A 16,398-nucleotide genomic window follows, 5' to 3' on the forward strand; every position below is an offset into this window, starting at 1 on the left:
AATAGCATGGAAACGTTTTTAGGACTCGATTATCCCACATGGTGGTTTTTGGTAGTAGGAGGATTATTTTCCGGTTATGCCATTCTTGATGGCTTTGATTTTGGGGCGGGGGCTTGGCATTTGTTCTTAAAAAAAGAACAGAGCCGAAGAATCGCGCTTAATGCCGTGGGACCGGTATGGGACGGAAACGAGGTATGGTTGGTAATTGGCGGTGGTGCCCTTTTTGCCGGTTTCCCCGTGATGTATGCCACGCTGTTTTCCTCTTTGTACATTCCCTTTATGCTGTTTTTGGTCTGTATTATTTTTAGGGCGATATCAATAGAATTTAGGGGGAAGGAAGAAATGAAATGGTGGCGTAAAACCTGGGATATTGGGTATAGCGTCTCTAGTATACTTCTGGCCTTTTTATTGGGGGTGGTGTTAGGAAACGTCCTTCAGGGGATAGCCCTTGGCCCTGATTACCAATACCAAGGATCCGGTTTTTTTGAGTTTTTGAATCCCTATGCCATTCTTACGGGACTTACCACCTTGTCTCTTTTTATGGCCCACGGTGCCATATATTTACTTTTAAAGACTGAAGGCAGATTGTTCGCCAAATTGACTTTCTTGTTAAAGAAGGGTATGATTTTCTTTATGGTGAGTTTTGCGGTTACTACACTCTATACCTTGCTGTATATTCCGCATCTTTCCGATGCCTTTAGAAGTGACCCCGTATTGTTCGCCGTGCCTTTGGCTACCTTTTTAAGTATAGCCAATGTGCCAAGATTGGCCAATAAGAGAAGCTATAAGTGGGCTTTCTTCTTTTCATCCCTGACCATCAGTTTTTTATTGGCCCTTGTAGCGATAGAACTTTACCCGACGCTATTGTTTTCTACCTTGGATCCCGCACACAGTATCGACATCTATAATGCGGCGGCATCGACGAAATCGTTAAAGATCATGTTGACCATGGTCGCCATAGGAGGTCCCTTGGTGTTGGGGTATACCTTTTTTGTCTATCGGACCTTTAGGGGGAAGGTACAATTGGATGAAACAAGCTACTAAGGGCTGGTTATTTCCTTTCGATAAGGTCCCATAGGTTGCCGTACAGGTCTTTAAACACCACTACGGTGCCATAGGGCTCATCCCTGGGGTCTTCGTTAAATTCTACGCCTTGTTCCTGCATACGCTTGTAGTCCCTCCAAAAATCGTCGGTATGGAGGAAGAGAAAAACGCGGCCACCGGTTTGGTTCCCTACGGCTTTTCGTTGTTCTTCGTTGGTAGCCTCGGCCAATAGAAGGGAAAGCCCGCTAAGGCTCGGGGGCGAAACCGTCACCCATCTTTTGCCCTCATCCAGGGCAATATCGTCTACAAGGGTGAAGCCTAGTTTTTTAGTGTAGAATTCTATGGCCTCATCATAGTTTTTGACTACGAGGGTAACTTGTGCAATAGCTTGCTTCATATATAGGCTTTAAATTTTGTTTCTTTGATTTGATTCCATTCTTCCCTTAAGATGCCATAACAGCAAGAACTTCGCCTAAAGTTATTTTTGACAATGACGTTCTTTCTAAGAATCCCCTCTAGTGTGGCCCCCAATTTCTCTACGGCTTTTCGGGAACGAAGGTTTCTTTCGTCAATCCGAAACTCTACTTTCTCAAACTCCATATTTTCAAAGGCATGGCACAACATCAAAAATTTCATTTGATGGTTGAAGCCCGTACCCCGTGAGGCTTGTGATATCCATGTCCAGCCAATATGAAGCACTTTGTTCTTGGGGTCGATATGTCCAAAACGGGTGCTTCCTACACATTCATTGGTCACCTTGTTATAGATGATGAAAGGTATGGATCGTTCTTCCTGGGCCTCGTTAAGGGCCGTATCGATATAGGCCTTTAGTTTTTCAAATGTAGAGATATCATTGGAACCATATTGGAAGAGGTCCATTTCTTGGGCAATGGGCCAAAGTATATCTACATGGTTTTTACTTAATGGAAGCAGTTGTACCAACCCGTTTTCCAAGCTTATATCGGCATTCATTTCACTAGGTTTAAGATGAGTTCTTTTTTTATTTCGTGTCCGCCTTTAAAGAAAATTTGTTTGGCCTTTCCACTAAATAGGGTTTCTATTTTTTTTGTTTCCGCGGCTTGCCTTTCTTCGGTCAAATATTCATCGGCATCGCCCACAAAGGTAGTGACCCTTGTCTGCTTTTTCATTAGAAATTCAAAGTCCGACGCTTGCAATTCCTCAGGAATTCCCCCGGCATATAAGACCAAATGATCGCATGGTATTCTTTTTTGTGCGACCCATCGGGTGGCGACCGAAACACCTTGTGAGTAGCCGAATACAATAAAATTAAGATCTTCGGGAAGTTTTTCCGCAGCATACACGGCATCTAGATAAGCAATGACATTCTGCGTTTCTTGCTGGGTGGCTTCCTTGGTAAGCCAACTGGCCCCAACATGTCGGTAGGTGTTCTTTAGGTAGTATTTTGAAGGCGCTTGAGGCGCAATAATATAGTTTTCTTCAGGTGGTAATTCATCAAAATACCTCAGGAAATAACGGCTTAAATAACCGATGCCATGTAATACGATCCAAACGTTTTTGGTGTTGCCGGTTAGCGTATTTAGTGTAGTATAACTATTTGTGGTGGTATACGACACCGTATTTTCAGAATAATCCATAGAACAAAAATCTCTATAAAAGTAATGGCTTTTATTGAAGTGGTAATGCTTAATTTTGACAAAAATAGATGATATGGACGGCTACAAAGAAAAAATACTGAAGGTTTGTAACGAATCTTCCAAAAATACACTCATGGAGACCCTACAAATCGAATATACCGATGTGGGGGAAGATTTTCTGGTGGGAAAGATGCCCGTAAACCCAAGGGTACATCAACCTGACGGGGTTCTTCATGGGGGAGCTATGGTGGCTTTGGCCGAAAGTATAGGCAGTATGGCCTCCTATATTTTTCTTGATGCCCGGCAATTTGTTATCCGTGGTATCGAAATTTCCGCCAATCATGTTAAAAGTGTCCGTGAAGGCGAGGTGTTTGCCAAAGCTACGATTTTACACAAAGGAAGAACGACCCAACTGTGGGATATCAAGATTACCGACGGGGAAGGAAAACTGATATCCGTGTGTAAACTGACCACTATTGCCTTACCTAAGAAAAATTAATGCCCTTGGATTTTTTTGATAAAATTGATTCTCAGCTCGAGAAAGAATTACCTTTTGTGGCCTACCGTAAACCTAATGAAAAAAGCGTTAAGGCTATTTTTCAAAACGACGATGGGCTGCACCATCTGAAGGACTATTCGGAAACGGGCTTTGTTTTTGCCCCTTTTGATTCTGATGCGCCTGCCATACTGCTCAACTTGGATGAAGTGCTACATTTGGATGCTTTTCCGGATAAAAGTAATAGTCCCTCTCAAAATGTGGGGGAAGAGCCGGGGGAGGAACAGCACGCCTTTCATTTGGATTTGGTAAAAAAGGGAATAGCCGATATCAAGTCCGGAAAATTTGATAAGGTCGTGCTCTCCAGAAGTATTATGGTCAAAGCCGATACATCGCCTTTGAGTTTGTTCCAAACCTTATTGCAGCAATGTAAAACGGCCTTTTGCTATCTGTGGTATCATCCAAAAGTGGGATTATGGCTTGGGGCGACCCCAGAAATATTATTGACCTTTCACAATAGAAAATTAACCACCATGTCATTGGCGGGCACCCAAAATTATAAGGATAACGTAAATCCTACCTGGGGCAATAAAGAGCTTGAAGAACAGCAGTTGGTAACCAACTATATCCTGAAGGCGCTTGAGGGCAAGGTTTCTAATTTGGAACGAACGCCAACCGAGTCGGTCAGGGCCGGGGCATTGATGCACTTGCGTACCAAGATTTCAGGAAACGCCACGCAGGAAAACCTTGGGCCGATCATAAATGCACTGCATCCTACTCCTGCCGTTTGCGGCATGCCCAAAGGGGAGACCAAGGCTTTTATCCTTAGGGAAGAAAATTATGATAGGGAGTTTTATACCGGTTTTTTAGGGGAACTTAATTTTAAAACGGAACGAAACAGGAATACCCGTCCGGGAAATACCGAAAACAATGTGTATCGTTCCATTTCGAAAAACACCACCCTTTTTGTCAATTTACGCTGTATGCAGGTGGTCAACGATACGATTCAGATTTATGTAGGAGGAGGGGTTACCAAGGATTCTGATCCCGAAAAGGAGTGGAAAGAAACCGTCGCCAAGAGCAAGACCATGCTTAAAGTGATATTGGCTACGGAGTAATTTAAACAAGATTGGTTTAAGAAATACAACCGTTGTATTTTTGTGGCTCATGAGATACTCCAGCATACCCTCCGCCCAAATGGTAGTGCAACACTGCAAGGCGAAAAAAATAAAGAATATAGTGATATCACCAGGGTCGCGAAACGCACCCTTGACGATTGATTTTAGCGAAGATCCCTACTTTAAATGTTTTAGTATTGTAGACGAACGAAGCGCAGCCTTCTTTGCGTTGGGCATTGCACAGCAGTTGCACGAACCCGTTGCCGTAGTGTGCACCTCGGGTAGCGCCTTGTTAAACTATTACCCGGCGGTGGCCGAAGCTTTTTACAGCGGCATTCCCATAGTCGTAATCTCGGCCGACCGGCCCCTCTATAAAATTGATGTGGGAGACGGACAGACCATTCGTCAAGACAAGGTTTTTGACAGGCATATCGGGTATTCGGCCAACTTGAGGCAAGATGTGTCGCATGCCCTGCCCAGGGTGAAAAAATATGCCCCGGAATATTTATCGGGAGGCAGTTTGGAGGCCTTGCAAAAAGAAGTACAGCAAGACAACGATGAAGAACTGAATATCGCCTTGAACCTGGCCTTACGGTTAAAGCTGCCCGTACATATCAACGTGCCCTTCGAAGAGCCTTTGTACGACACTATTGCAGAACCCACGGTAAGGGCCAATATTTTGAGGGATACCGATGTAAGTGAATGGGATTTTTCAGATTTAGGCACCTTTGCCGATATCTGGCAGACCTCTTCCAAGAAAATGGTGTTGGTAGGGGTGAATCCACCTAATGCCGTTGAGCAAAAATTTTTGGATGTATTGGCTAGCGATCCATCGGTCGTTGTTTTAACGGAGACCACATCGAACCTGCACCACCCGAATTTCTTTAGCAGTATAGATAGTTTGGTCGCCCCCATGGAAAAGAGCGATGAGGCCGACAGCCTTTTTTCAAGGCTACGCCCCGAGATATTGTTGACCTTTGGGGGACTTGTAGTGTCAAAAAAGATCAAAGCTTTTTTAAGGGAGTATCAGCCCGATCACCATTGGCACATTGATGAACTAAAGGCTTTTGATACGTTCTTTTCGTTGACCCACCATTTTAAGACCGATGTCAATACTTTTTTTGGGCATTTTATGGACGGGATTCGGTCAAAGGCTAGTGATTATTATGCCTTTTTAGATGCTAAAAGATCCCAATATGAGGCTAGGAGGGAGGTCTACCTCGGCCAAATACCCTTTTCCGATATGCTGGCCTTTGAACATGTCATACGGGCCATTCCAAAAGCCTACCAATTACAATTGGCCAATAGTTCAACGGTGCGCTATGCCCAATTGTTCGATCTAGACCCTTCCTTGCGGATTTTTTGCAATAGGGGAACCAGTGGTATCGACGGGAGCACGTCTACGGCGGTCGGTGCTGCACTTTATTCCGAAACCCCCACCTTGCTGATTAGCGGCGACCTTAGCTTCTTATACGACAGTAATGGCCTTTGGAACAACTATATTCGTTCCGACTTTCGGATTGTAGTAATCAATAATAACGGTGGTGGAATTTTTAGGATCCTTCCGGGCCAGGAGGAAACCGAAAATTTTGAAACTTTTTTTGAAACGGCCCACGAAAAAAATGTGGCGCACCTAAGCGCCCAATTCGGCTTTGAACATTTGTTGGCAAACGACCTAACTAGCCTGAATGACAGGCTCAAGGATTTTTATAAAAAATCCGATAGCCCCAAAATTCTTGAAATCCACACCCCAAGAATTTTAAACAACAAAATTTTGCTCGGTTATTTTGATTTTATATCTTCGAGGAGATTAATATAAACCATTAACATAAATCAACACTAACTATTATGAGTAAAAGAGACGATTTGATTGTAAAGTACGCTGAGGATATTAAGGAGAAATTTGGAGAAACTCCAGATATGGATCTTTTGACTAAAGTTACTGTAGGCCTCGGTCCTGCAATCTATAATATCGATGCTTCCAAGGTTTCAGGTTCCGATGATAAGGAATTGGAAACGGTTAAGAAGAATTACCTAATGAAGAAATTAGGTATGAGCGATGACCCTAAATTGATGGAAGCCATCAAGTCTGTTGTAGAAAAATATGGTGCTAGCAACAGAAACAAGCATAGAGCCGTAATTTATTACATGCTCTGCAAGCACTTTAATAAAGCATCTGTTTATTAATGTAAATTGCACAATGTCTGAAAACCGTTCATTAATAGTGAGCGGTTTTTTTATACCCAAATTTTAAAGTTACTTTTGCAGTATGATAGAACTCGGAAATTATAATGAGCTGGAAGTATTAAGGGATACCAGTGTTGGCCTCTTTTTAGGAAGCAATACCGGAACCGAAATACTACTGCCCAACAAATATGTGCCAAAAACCATAGATATTGGCGACATGATAAAGGTTTTCTGTTATCTAGACCATGAAGAAAGACCTATAGCCACTACCTTGACCCCAAGTGTAATCAGAAATAGATTCGGGTTTCTACAAGTTGCCGAAGTGAATAAAATTGGGGCGTTTATGGATTGGGGCCTAGAAAAACATTTGTTGGTGCCCTTTAGTGAGCAGCGCGAGAAAATGAAAGAAGGACAATGGTATGTCGTTCGCTGTTATATGGATGATGTTTCGTTTCGCTTGGTCGGTTCAAATAAAATCGATAAATTTTTAAGCAACGAAGAACTGACGGTCAGGGAGCGTCAAGAAGTAGATCTACTCTTTACCCGATTGACCGACCTGGGATGGGAAGTCATAATTAACGATCAACACAAAGGTCTGGTTTATTCGAACGAGATCTATAAACACGTAGCAGTCGGTGATAAAACCAAAGGTTATATTAAGAATATTCGTCCTGACAACAAATTAGACGTTTCCCTACAGCCTATAGGAGACAAAATTCTAGAGCCAGCGGCCCAGGCTATTTACAAAAGATTAATGGCCCATGGCGGTTTTTTGGCCTTGCACGATAAATCTGACCCCGTACTTATTAAGAAGGAACTTCAAATGAGTAAAAAAACCTTTAAAAAGGGAGTGGGTACTTTATATAGGGAACGAAAGATTTTGATTAAGGAAGATGGTATACACGCTATCTGATAAAAAAGGAATCGCCTCCGACACCGTGTAATCACTGATTGATCGATGAACGGAAAGTTTTTAACATCGGATATATTCATCTATACCACAGAATATGGTAATTTTGCAACATTCCGGAAGTGCATTTCATCGATCTTTCGGTATTTTGGTTAACTTTAACAGTGTAACCTCATAAAAAATAATTATATGCCATTTATTGAAGAAAGCGACCTACTAGAGTTGCACAAAGATATAGACAAGGCGCAGATAATTAATGAGCGTCTTCTAGATCAGATTAAGTTCAAAAACAAGGAGATTAGAAACAAACGATGGCAACGCAATATCTTTGCGGGTATAACAGGACTTTTCCTTATCGGTGGCCTTATCGTTTTCTCCTTTTCCGCAGGACGAAGCGTTTCGAACAACTACGAGAGCCCAAGTAATTTATTGGTATCTATAGATAGTTTAGACGCTATTAAGTCTAGAATCGATAACTTAAAGCAACAAAACGAAGAGTTGAGCCTAGTTAGGGAATTCTATTTGGCAAAGGAATTTTTAGAGAAAGAGAAGATATACTCCGTACAGGTAAAATCATTTGTTGACAACAATATGACCTTGGCCTCTGAGGCACTTACCAATACCATGTTTGTGAAAACTAATCCGTTTTATTCCTATTCCCTAGGTAATTTTGAAACCTTACAGGAAGCGCAGAAATTTAGGGAACAATTGGTAGAACTCGGTTTTCAGGATGCTTTTGTGGCGTCTTATAAAGATGGAAAAAGAATACGGATAGAATCCCCGCAATAATTTTGACAAAAGTAGGTCCTTGGATAAATGCAGCTAGGTTAAGAACCCTACCCTTATCGGTTTCCGGTATTGTCGTAGGTTCCGCGCTCGCCAACTTATACGGCGTACAGGATATGGGCATTTTTATCCTGGCTATATTGACGACCATTGGATTTCAGGTCACCTCTAATTTCGCCAACGATTACGGCGATGGGGTAAGGGGTACCGATAACGAAGACCGCATTGGTCCTAAGAGGGCCTTACAAAGTGGAATCGTGACCCGGGAAGAATTGAAACAAGGGGTAATCATTTCGATTGTCATCGACTTTCTTTTGGTCGTAGCCCTTGTATATTGTGCTTTCGGATTTGAAAATATGTTTTACCCTATTGTCTTCCTCATATTGGGGGCGGCGAGTATCTGGGCGGCCATAAAATATACCATAGGGGCTTCGGCATACGGATATAGGGGACTCGGAGATGTTTTTGTCTTTCTGTTCTTTGGCCTTTTGGCAGTTATGGGATCTATGTTCTTATATACAAAAGACCTGAACACCATGGCATTATTGCCCGCGGCGGCGATCGGTTTCTTAAGCGTAGGAGTATTGAATCTCAACAATCTACGCGATTACGAGTCCGATAAAAAAGCAAATAAGAATACGCTCATTGTCTATATTGGTTTTTCAAACGGTAAGAAGTATCACTATGCATTATTGGTTTCTGCCTTCGTATGTATTCTGGTTTTTTCGCTCTTGAATTTTAAAAGTTGGGCGACTTACTTACCTTTATTAGCGTTTATACCCATTTTTTTGCATTTGAAAAGGGTATACCGGACGGATAGAAATGATCAAATCGACCCCGAACTGAAGAAATTGGCCTTGAGTACCTTTCTTTTGTCAGTACTGATGTACATCAGTTGTAATATTTTTTTGTAAATTTAGAATATAAACACACTAAATAATAACCATTTTGGAACAACCAATTAGAATATTAATAGTAGAGGACAATGTAATCATCGCAGATGATATGCAATCTATGCTCGAAGAAATAGGGTATGAGATTGTAGATAATGTCATCGTCTACGAACAGGCGGAAGAAGTCTTAAAGACACAACATGTAGATTTGGTTTTAATCGATATCATTTTGGCCTCTGACAAAACGGGTATCGATTTAGGAAAGCATATCCGTGAAAATTACGACATTCCCTTTATTTTCGTTACTTCGAACTCGGATAGGGCTACTGTAGAGAATGCTAAGACCGTAAAACCCAACGGCTACTTGGTGAAACCTTTTGAACAGCAAGACCTGTATACATCTATCGAAATTGCTCTTTCCAATTTTACGCGCTCTGATAAATCGCCCGCAGCAGTGGTCAACAGCAATGAAGATGTTCCTATGTCGAACACCGTTTTGAAAGATTCCATTTTTGTAAAAAAACAACATCTTTACTACCGTATTCAGTTTAGTGATATCCGGTTTATCAAGGCCGATAACGTATACTTAGAAGTGAATACCGTTGACAAAAAGTTCTTGGTACGCTCTCCCTTAAAGGATTATTTGGAAAAACTGCCGAAAAATAAGTTCTATAGAGCGCATAAATCCTATATCGTAAATGTAGACCATATCGATGCGATCAATTCTAAGGATATCATGATAAAAGACACCTTGATACCGATTTCGAAAGATTTTAAAGAGTTTATCATTTCGGCAATGAATTCTTGAAAAAGGAAATATATATATCCCAGGGAACCATCGTTTGATGGTTCCTTTTTTTATTCATAAAACGATAGCATATTTCATTTTTTTTATAGGATACCTAAATATGCATCCCTTTAAAATATGACGATGTGGTCGGGCCAAGGAGGACGAATAGCGGGAATTCCCCAAGAACTGTTTCTCAAAAGAGCGGATTATTAGGGGATATTGGAATTTTCGGGTTGTAGAAAATTGAAATAAAATACTTCTGTAAACCACATGGAGTTGAAGAAAAATGTGACCAGATTTGGTTTTTACAACAAGAATGACGTTCTACACAACAATGCTGAACGGTTCTGATCGACAAATGGTATTTTTATTGTCGATGAACGACACATAGGGTAACTTTGCTTTTTTCCATGGTTGCGGGCTGATAAAGCCTTATGTAATAGGCGTTATTTTGTTCCGGAGCTTTTGTTTAACTTTATGGATAAATGAACGGAATATTTAATTAAAAAGAGTTAATTTGAATTGGCGACTGGTATGGAAGAGGGTGTTGTTTTACGAGCTTAAGACCCAAGACCAAAAGCTGAATAGAATCTAGTAATAATTTAGCATAATGCTTTCTGATTTTGTTTCATTTCAAAATATGAACAACCTTTCATACAAAAAAGCCCTTGCACTCTTGGCTGTATTTTTTCTGGCCGTAGCTCTACGCGCCCAAGAAGAAGACAGTGAGAAGAATACTTATCAGCGGTTTCAAGATATTGAGGCTGTTAATGAGCAGTTGAACTTCTTTTTTAATTCTCCCGACCTCTACCGTGAAAACTCTACATACGATTGGCTTGATCTAATAAATATTTACCTGAACGCGGCCATCAAAGAAGATAATGTCAAGGAAATTGAGTATTACAAGCTCATGCAGGCCAGAATTTATTACGATTTGGGTGACTACGATAAAAGTTTGGCCATTTCTAAAGAACTATATGCCGATAAGGAGGACCTTGATAACAATTTGAAAAGCAAATTGTTGGATATCATGGATGACAACTACGGTCAGCTTACCATGTATACCGAACAAATAGAAATACGCAAAGAACAAAGGGAACTCGGCATTAACGAGAACGTGGCTTTCTATGATATCTACGCCAATTTGGGCATGTATAGAAAGGCCATGGAACATTATCGATAATGTAAAAAAAACCATAGAAGAGAACGATTTTTACGCCCAAGCGGAATACTACAATAATTTAGGGAACTATTTAAGGTTGGATGAATCTGCGCCTACCGCCTTAAGCCATTACAAAAAGGCCAAAGGCTACATCGATGTTTTTTTAAACCTGATTACCCGAAAAAAATCGGATAAGGAGATAGAGAATGCCAATCTGTTAAAGGGAATCATAGAAGGAAATATAGGCAAATGCCATGTAGAGCTGGAGCAGTACAAAGATGCCATCCCGCATTTGGAAAGTGCTATCAATACCTTGAAAAAATATAAAAGCAAAGAGTTGTCTTCGGAAATTACCGAAAATAGCTTGGCTATTTCGGAATGCTATTTGCAGTTGGCCAACTATGAAAAGGCCACGGATTACTTAAGTGATAATCTAGAGACCAGAACGACCACAAACCTTTTGCGTAAAAACAGGCTGTTGGCCATGTATTACGAAAAAACGGAAGATTACAAGAACGCCGCCCTCTATTTTAAGAAGAACATTCGTGTGCGCGATTCTATATTGAACAATGAGTCGGAGCTGAGAAAGCAACAATTGGCCGCGGTAATGGGGCAGGATCTTGCCGTATCGCAAACCATGTTGGCCGAGCAAAAACGTGCTCTTGAAAAATCAATAAACGATATGATGGCCAAGGATCGCAGTATCAACTTGGTGCTTATTTCTTTGTTGTTCACCTTGTTAGGCTTTGCCGGCTTGGTATATGCCTATTTGAAGAGTATAAAAAACCAACGACTGATTGCCGAACAGAAATATATCATTGAAAATTCCCTGGTAGAAAAAGATTCGCTTTTAAAGGAAATTCACCATAGGGTAAAGAATAACCTTCAGATGGTTTCCAGCCTGTTGAGCCTGCAGACCAAAAATACGAGGAGCAAGGCGGCCATTGAAGCCCTGGAAGAAGGTAAGAGTAGGGTGAAGGCCATGGCCTTGATCCATCAAAAACTATATCAAAACGAAGATTTGTCGGTTATTGAAATGCAGAGCTATATCGAGAGTCTGATCAATAGCGTGCAATCGGTCTATAAGAAAGGCGGCCATAATATCAATATTACGGTAGATGCCGAAGGCGTTGAGCTCGATATTGACCGTGCCATTCCTTTTGGCCTTATGCTCAATGAGCTTGTTTCCAATTCCTTTAAGTATGCTTTTCCCGATAATGACGAAAACGGAAAAATCTATATCCACATTCGAAAAATCGGTGAAAAGGAAGGGTATTTTGAATATTCCGATAACGGTATCGGCTTGCCCGATGATACCGATGAAAGGGCCAATTCATCCATGGGTATTAGGTTGATGAACCGCTTGGCGAATCAACTACAGACCACCTTGAATATTGACAAGACCGCCGAAGACGGGGTGCGCTATTGGTTTAATTTTTGCTAGCATTCTGGTTTTTTGCGCTCCGCTTTACGACTACACGGTGTAGTAATTTGGGAAAGAAGCGTTTCAAGTAAATACCCAAAACTTCCCTTCCCCCCATATAAACTTCAAATTTTCCCTTTTCTATGGCCTTTACCATTTTTTTGGCAAAGTCTGTAGCCCTCATCCCATTGGCATTGTCGCTGTCTTCTCTTCCTCTAAGCTTGCCATCGCCTATAAGTGCATTTTTGGCTATGTTGGTCCGAACAAAACCAGGGGCGATGAGGCTTACCTTGATATGGTCTTTTTCATGCTCCATGCGCAACACATCAAAGAAACCGTGGAGTGCGTGTTTAGAACCGCAATAACCCGAACGTACTGGAGACCCAAATTTGCCCATAAGACTGGTGACGGTAACGAAATGCCCCTGTCCTTGCTTGATAAAATAGGGGAGAACGGCCTTGGTCAAGGCTACCGTACCCAGATAATTTACCTCCATTAGCTTTTTGTAGACCTCAAAATCGGTGTCGATTATAAGCGATCGCTGGCTAATACCTGCATTGTTGATCAAGATATCGATTGAAGCGAAAGCATCGAAAGCCTCCTTTACCTTGGAGTGCATTTGCTCGTATTGCATAAGGTCTAAGGGAAGAACCTTTACGGTCTCAGGATTTTGGCACTTACTTTTTACTTTTTCAAGCGCCTCGTGGCTTCGAGCACTGAGTAATAAGCTACATCCTTTTTTGCTCAGTTCGTAGGCCGTAGCTTCCCCTATTCCTGAGGAGGCCCCGGTAATCCAAACAGTTTTGTGGTTTATGCTTGCCATTTTGGGTATTTAAGAGGTAAAATATAGCTAAATTTGAAGCGAATTATGCAGGCACATTATAAAAAATACATTCTGAACTTTAAGCGTCCAAGTGGAACTTCTCGGGGCGTACTGACCCAAAAGGAAACCTGGTTCCTTATTCTTCGTGAGGATGGAAATTATGGAATTGGGGAATGTGGAATTTTAAGGGGACTGAGTATTGATGATGTTTCCGATTATGAGGAGCGATTAAAATGGACCTGTGAAAATATCCATTTGGGGAAAGAAGTGCTTTGGGAAGCCTTGATGGAATTTCCAAGTATACAATTCGGGGTAGAGCAGGCCTTCAATTCTTTTGAATCCAAAAGTCCATTTGAACTGTTTCCATCGGAATTCACGACCCAAGCCCAGCCGATCGCCATTAATGGTCTTATTTGGATGGGAGATGAAAGTTTTATGCACGAACAAATCGCCCAAAAATTGAGTGAGGGCTTCAAATGCATCAAAATGAAAATCGGGGCCATAGATTTTGATACGGAAATAGCCCTACTGTCATCTATCAGAAAAAAATACGATGCTTCGGAAATAGAATTACGGGTAGATGCCAATGGGGCCTTTAGCGCCGAAGATGCCTTCTATAAGTTGAATGTTTTAGGGCAATTCTCTCTACATTCCATAGAACAGCCCGTAAAGCAGGGCCAGCTTCAACTGATGGGCGATCTATGTGCCAAGACCCCCTTGCCCATTGCCCTTGATGAAGAATTGATCGGGGTTTTCGGTGTAACGAAAAAGCAAGAACTGTTACAAACCATACAACCGCAATTCATCATTCTGAAACCAAGTTTGGTCGGAGGGTATAGGGGCTGTAAAGAATGGATCGAAATTGCCGAAAGAATGAATATCGGTTGGTGGATTACAAGTGCCCTTGAAAGCAATGTGGGACTGAATGCCATCGCACAGTGGACCTATACCTTGCAAAACCCGATGCCACAGGGTTTGGGCACGGGAAGTCTATATACCAATAACCTCGATTCGCCCTTAACGGTGCAAAACGGACAATTGTTCTATAGGGATGATAAAAAATGGAAAAGTAATTTAATTGAAGATTTATGTATATAGCACAAGCGTATAGAGGATTGAGTGATTCGTGGAGGTATGTTATCGGACTCCTGGTTGTTTTTTTCGTATGGCAATTTATAGGAGGTATTCCCTTGATTATAGCGCTTTTGGTCAAGGCCGACTCCCTTGCGGTTTTAGGTTCTGGGGATATAGGGGTAATGGCCGACATTTTAGGGGCCAATACTTTGCTTTTCTTGATGTTGTTGACCTTTGTAATCGGTTTGATAGGCCTTTTCGCCTATGTATCCTTGGTACATAAACAGAAAATTACCCAACTGACAACTTCACGTAAGAAAATCGATTTTAAAAGGGTCTTCTTTGCTTTTATCATTTGGGCATTGATTTCCACGGCCTTTATCTTTGTCGATATCATGCTTTCCCCTGAGAATTACGAATTCAATTTTAATTTGGAGCCCTTTTTGATCTTGGCACTTATCGCCGTTTTGATGATTCCGCTACAGACGAGCATGGAAGAATATTACATGCGGGGCTATATGATGCAGGGACTCGGAATTATGGCCAAGAACCGTTGGGTGCCTTTGTTCGTGACTTCCTTGCTTTTTGGGATCATGCACGTTTTTAATCCTGAGGTTGCAAAAATGGGTTATGGCATCTTGATTTTCTATATAGGCACAGGCCTTTTTCTGGGTATTATTACTTTGATGGATGAAGGTTTGGAATTGGCCTTGGGCTTTCATGCGGCCAACAACTTGACCGCAGCACTTTTGGTCACGGCCGATTGGACGGCTTTTCAGACCAATTCTTTGTACCGTGATGTTTCCGACCCTGTTTTGGGTTGGGATGTTTTGGTGCCCGTCTTTGTCATCTATCCAATATTACTTTTTATATTTTCCAAAAAATACAAATGGACGGATTGGAAGGAACGCCTAACAGGGGATGTGCCGTCGGAAGAAACATTTTTAGCCTTAAATAGTGATAATGCAGACGTACAAGACCCTTCATAACCAATTTAAACTGAACGGATGTTCCTATTCCAAAGAAGAACTAAAGGAAGTGGCCTATAGTTTGGTAAAGGAAGGGGAGGCCTATGAGCAAGCGATAGGGGATTTTCTTATTGATTGGTTGAACGATGCGCCCAGTCTAACCGTTCATACTTCGGGATCAACGGGAAAGCCCAAACCTATAAACTTGCAAAAGGAACATATGTTAAATTCGGCCCGTGCTACGGGAGCCTTTTTTAAGCTACAACCTGACGATACGGCCTTGTTATGTCTTCCTGCCAGTTTTATTGCCGGGAAGATGATGTTGGTCCGCGCCATGGTTTTGGGGCTTTCGCTTGATTGTGTTCCTCCGTCTTCCAAACCATTGACGGAAACCTCGGCTTCGTATGATTTTGTGGCTATGGTTCCCCAGCAGTTTGAAAATTCCTTATATGAACTTGACGGGGTGAAAAAACTTATTGTTGGGGGCGCACCGGTTTCCTATAAATTGAAACAAAGCTTCCTTAAAGCGGCGCAGCGTACCAACGTCTACGAAACCTACGGTATGACGGAGACCATAACCCATATAGCGGTGAAGCCCTTATTGGCAGAACTGATCGAATCGGATATAGATTTAGATGTGTTCACCACCTTGGCCGATGTTAGTGTAACCACGGATGAAAGAGGGTGCTTGGTAATCGATGCGCCATTGGTATCCAATGAAACCATATATACCAATGATATAGTTCGCTTAACTTCGGAAAAGACTTTTAAGTGGTTGGGGCGCTTTGATAATGTCATTAACTCCGGGGGCGTAAAATTATTCCCTGAACAGATAGAGGCAAAGCTGGCCTCGATCATAGATAACCGTTTTTTTGTGGCCGCCCTGCCCGATGAAGTACTAGGCCAGAAATTGGTTTTGCTAGTGGAAGGAGTTGATGAAACAGCGCAATTAAAAGATAAGATTGCAAATCTTACGACCCTTAACAAATTTGAAGTACCAAAGGATATTTTTGCCATGGAAGCCTTTGTGGAAACCTCTAGTGGAAAAATAAAAAGAAAGGCGACCTTAAATAAGGTCGCCTTATAACTTCTTGGCTATAAAAATGGG

Annotated in this window: 18 protein-coding genes; 14 read left to right on the forward strand and 4 right to left on the reverse strand. The window is 41.7% G+C overall.

Annotated elements, in window-relative coordinates; translation table 11 throughout:
- Positions 1–6: 6 nt before the first annotated feature.
- Positions 7–1,044, forward strand: coding sequence for a cytochrome d ubiquinol oxidase subunit II (gene cydB / locus BW980_RS08230; RefSeq protein WP_076454550.1), 1,038 nt, complete (start codon positions 7–9; stop codon positions 1,042–1,044).
- Positions 1,045–1,051: 7 nt separating this feature from the next.
- Here the strand turns inward: cydB and BW980_RS08235 are convergent, their stop codons facing one another.
- From BW980_RS08235 to BW980_RS08245, 3 genes are read right to left on the reverse strand one after another with little or no spacing between them, the layout of a single operon-like run.
- Positions 1,052–1,441, reverse strand: coding sequence for a VOC family protein (locus tag BW980_RS08235; protein WP_076454552.1), 390 nt, complete (start codon positions 1,439–1,441; stop codon positions 1,052–1,054).
- Positions 1,438–2,016: a GNAT family N-acetyltransferase gene (locus BW980_RS08240; RefSeq protein WP_076454565.1), complete on the reverse strand. Its 579-nt coding sequence runs from the start codon at positions 2,014–2,016 to the stop codon at positions 1,438–1,440. The genes BW980_RS08235 and BW980_RS08240 overlap by 4 nt, the downstream gene beginning before the upstream one ends.
- Complete coding sequence (locus BW980_RS08245) at positions 2,013–2,660, reverse strand: alpha/beta hydrolase (RefSeq protein WP_076454567.1); 648 nt, start codon at positions 2,658–2,660, stop codon at positions 2,013–2,015. Before BW980_RS08245 ends, BW980_RS08240 begins: the two co-directional genes overlap by 4 nt.
- 73 nt (positions 2,661–2,733) lie before the next feature.
- Between BW980_RS08245 and BW980_RS08250 the strand changes: the two genes are divergently transcribed.
- From BW980_RS08250 to BW980_RS08290, 10 genes are all read left to right on the forward strand, one after another.
- Positions 2,734–3,159 carry a PaaI family thioesterase gene (locus BW980_RS08250; protein ID WP_076454569.1) on the forward strand — a complete coding sequence of 142 codons (426 nt, stop codon included), beginning with the start codon at positions 2,734–2,736 and terminating at the stop codon, positions 3,157–3,159.
- Positions 3,159–4,274, forward strand: a complete 1,116-nt coding sequence (locus BW980_RS08255) for a chorismate-binding protein (RefSeq protein ID WP_076454571.1) — start codon at positions 3,159–3,161, stop codon at positions 4,272–4,274. Before BW980_RS08250 ends, BW980_RS08255 begins: the two co-directional genes overlap by 1 nt.
- A gap of 49 nt (positions 4,275–4,323) precedes the next feature.
- Positions 4,324–6,093, forward strand: a complete 1,770-nt coding sequence (gene menD / locus BW980_RS08260) for a 2-succinyl-5-enolpyruvyl-6-hydroxy-3-cyclohexene-1-carboxylic-acid synthase (protein ID WP_076454573.1) — start codon at positions 4,324–4,326, stop codon at positions 6,091–6,093.
- A 29-nt stretch (positions 6,094–6,122) separates the two neighbouring features.
- Complete coding sequence (locus BW980_RS08265) at positions 6,123–6,461, forward strand: DUF2853 family protein (RefSeq protein WP_076454575.1); 339 nt, start codon at positions 6,123–6,125, stop codon at positions 6,459–6,461.
- Between the two features lie 82 nt (positions 6,462–6,543).
- A complete protein-coding gene (locus tag BW980_RS08270; protein ID WP_076454577.1) occupies positions 6,544–7,374 on the forward strand; it encodes a CvfB family protein in 831 nt (276 codons plus the stop codon).
- A 186-nt stretch (positions 7,375–7,560) separates the two neighbouring features.
- The gene (locus tag BW980_RS08275) at positions 7,561–8,160 is read left to right on the forward strand and encodes an SPOR domain-containing protein (RefSeq protein WP_013995348.1); all 600 of its coding nucleotides are present in this window, start codon (positions 7,561–7,563) and stop codon (positions 8,158–8,160) included.
- A gap of 2 nt (positions 8,161–8,162) precedes the next feature.
- Entirely contained in the window at positions 8,163–9,071 is a 909-nt protein-coding gene (gene menA / locus BW980_RS08280; RefSeq protein ID WP_076454579.1) for a 1,4-dihydroxy-2-naphthoate octaprenyltransferase, read from the forward strand.
- 34 nt (positions 9,072–9,105) lie between these two features.
- Entirely contained in the window at positions 9,106–9,858 is a 753-nt protein-coding gene (locus BW980_RS08285) for a LytR/AlgR family response regulator transcription factor (protein WP_013995350.1), read from the forward strand.
- Between the two features lie 622 nt (positions 9,859–10,480).
- Positions 10,481–11,023, forward strand: coding sequence for a hypothetical protein (locus BW980_RS22805; protein WP_245799996.1), 543 nt, complete (start codon positions 10,481–10,483; stop codon positions 11,021–11,023).
- A complete protein-coding gene (locus BW980_RS08290) occupies positions 10,968–12,446 on the forward strand; it encodes a sensor histidine kinase (RefSeq protein ID WP_245799998.1) in 1,479 nt (492 codons plus the stop codon). Before BW980_RS22805 ends, BW980_RS08290 begins: the two co-directional genes overlap by 56 nt.
- On the opposite strand, the gene BW980_RS08295 is transcribed toward BW980_RS08290, so the two are convergent.
- Positions 12,433–13,248 carry an SDR family oxidoreductase gene (locus BW980_RS08295; RefSeq protein ID WP_076454580.1) on the reverse strand — a complete coding sequence of 272 codons (816 nt, stop codon included), beginning with the start codon at positions 13,246–13,248 and terminating at the stop codon, positions 12,433–12,435. The genes BW980_RS08290 and BW980_RS08295 overlap by 14 nt on opposite strands.
- Before the next feature lie 45 nt (positions 13,249–13,293).
- On the opposite strand from BW980_RS08295, the gene BW980_RS08300 reads away from it, so the two are divergent.
- Genes BW980_RS08300 through BW980_RS08310 form a run of 3 tightly spaced genes read left to right on the forward strand, consistent with a single transcriptional unit; the run spans position 13,294 to position 16,377 of the window.
- Positions 13,294–14,346: an o-succinylbenzoate synthase gene (locus BW980_RS08300; protein WP_076454582.1), complete on the forward strand. Its 1,053-nt coding sequence runs from the start codon at positions 13,294–13,296 to the stop codon at positions 14,344–14,346.
- Positions 14,337–15,311: a CPBP family intramembrane glutamic endopeptidase gene (locus tag BW980_RS08305; RefSeq protein ID WP_076454584.1), complete on the forward strand. Its 975-nt coding sequence runs from the start codon at positions 14,337–14,339 to the stop codon at positions 15,309–15,311. Before BW980_RS08300 ends, BW980_RS08305 begins: the two co-directional genes overlap by 10 nt.
- On the forward strand, positions 15,286–16,377 hold the full coding sequence (locus tag BW980_RS08310) for an AMP-binding protein (RefSeq protein WP_076454586.1): 1,092 nt from the start codon (positions 15,286–15,288) through the stop codon (positions 16,375–16,377). Before BW980_RS08305 ends, BW980_RS08310 begins: the two co-directional genes overlap by 26 nt.
- Positions 16,378–16,398 lie beyond the last annotated feature (21 nt).

The sequence above is a fragment of the Zobellia uliginosa genome (assembly GCF_900156625.1).
GTDB classification, from domain to species: domain Bacteria; phylum Bacteroidota; class Bacteroidia; order Flavobacteriales; family Flavobacteriaceae; genus Zobellia; species Zobellia uliginosa.

Coding starts and splice junctions, on each gene's coding strand:
- BW980_RS08295 (WP_076454580.1), bottom strand. CDS start 13,248: ATGGCAAGCATAAACCACAAAACTGTTTGGATTACCGGGGCCTCCTCA.
- BW980_RS22805 (WP_245799996.1), top strand. CDS start 10,481: ATGAACAACCTTTCATACAAAAAAGCCCTTGCACTCTTGGCTGTATTT.
- menD (WP_076454573.1), top strand. CDS start 4,324: ATGAGATACTCCAGCATACCCTCCGCCCAAATGGTAGTGCAACACTGC.
- BW980_RS08275 (WP_013995348.1), top strand. CDS start 7,561: ATGCCATTTATTGAAGAAAGCGACCTACTAGAGTTGCACAAAGATATA.
- BW980_RS08300 (WP_076454582.1), top strand. CDS start 13,294: ATGCAGGCACATTATAAAAAATACATTCTGAACTTTAAGCGTCCAAGT.
- BW980_RS08290 (WP_245799998.1), top strand. CDS start 10,968: ATGATATCTACGCCAATTTGGGCATGTATAGAAAGGCCATGGAACATT.
- cydB (WP_076454550.1), top strand. CDS start 7: ATGGAAACGTTTTTAGGACTCGATTATCCCACATGGTGGTTTTTGGTA.
- BW980_RS08270 (WP_076454577.1), top strand. CDS start 6,544: ATGATAGAACTCGGAAATTATAATGAGCTGGAAGTATTAAGGGATACC.
- BW980_RS08310 (WP_076454586.1), top strand. CDS start 15,286: ATGCAGACGTACAAGACCCTTCATAACCAATTTAAACTGAACGGATGT.
- BW980_RS08240 (WP_076454565.1), bottom strand. CDS start 2,016: ATGAATGCCGATATAAGCTTGGAAAACGGGTTGGTACAACTGCTTCCA.
- BW980_RS08245 (WP_076454567.1), bottom strand. CDS start 2,660: ATGGATTATTCTGAAAATACGGTGTCGTATACCACCACAAATAGTTAT.
- BW980_RS08235 (WP_076454552.1), bottom strand. CDS start 1,441: ATGAAGCAAGCTATTGCACAAGTTACCCTCGTAGTCAAAAACTATGAT.
- BW980_RS08265 (WP_076454575.1), top strand. CDS start 6,123: ATGAGTAAAAGAGACGATTTGATTGTAAAGTACGCTGAGGATATTAAG.
- BW980_RS08305 (WP_076454584.1), top strand. CDS start 14,337: ATGTATATAGCACAAGCGTATAGAGGATTGAGTGATTCGTGGAGGTAT.
- BW980_RS08255 (WP_076454571.1), top strand. CDS start 3,159: ATGCCCTTGGATTTTTTTGATAAAATTGATTCTCAGCTCGAGAAAGAA.
- BW980_RS08250 (WP_076454569.1), top strand. CDS start 2,734: ATGGACGGCTACAAAGAAAAAATACTGAAGGTTTGTAACGAATCTTCC.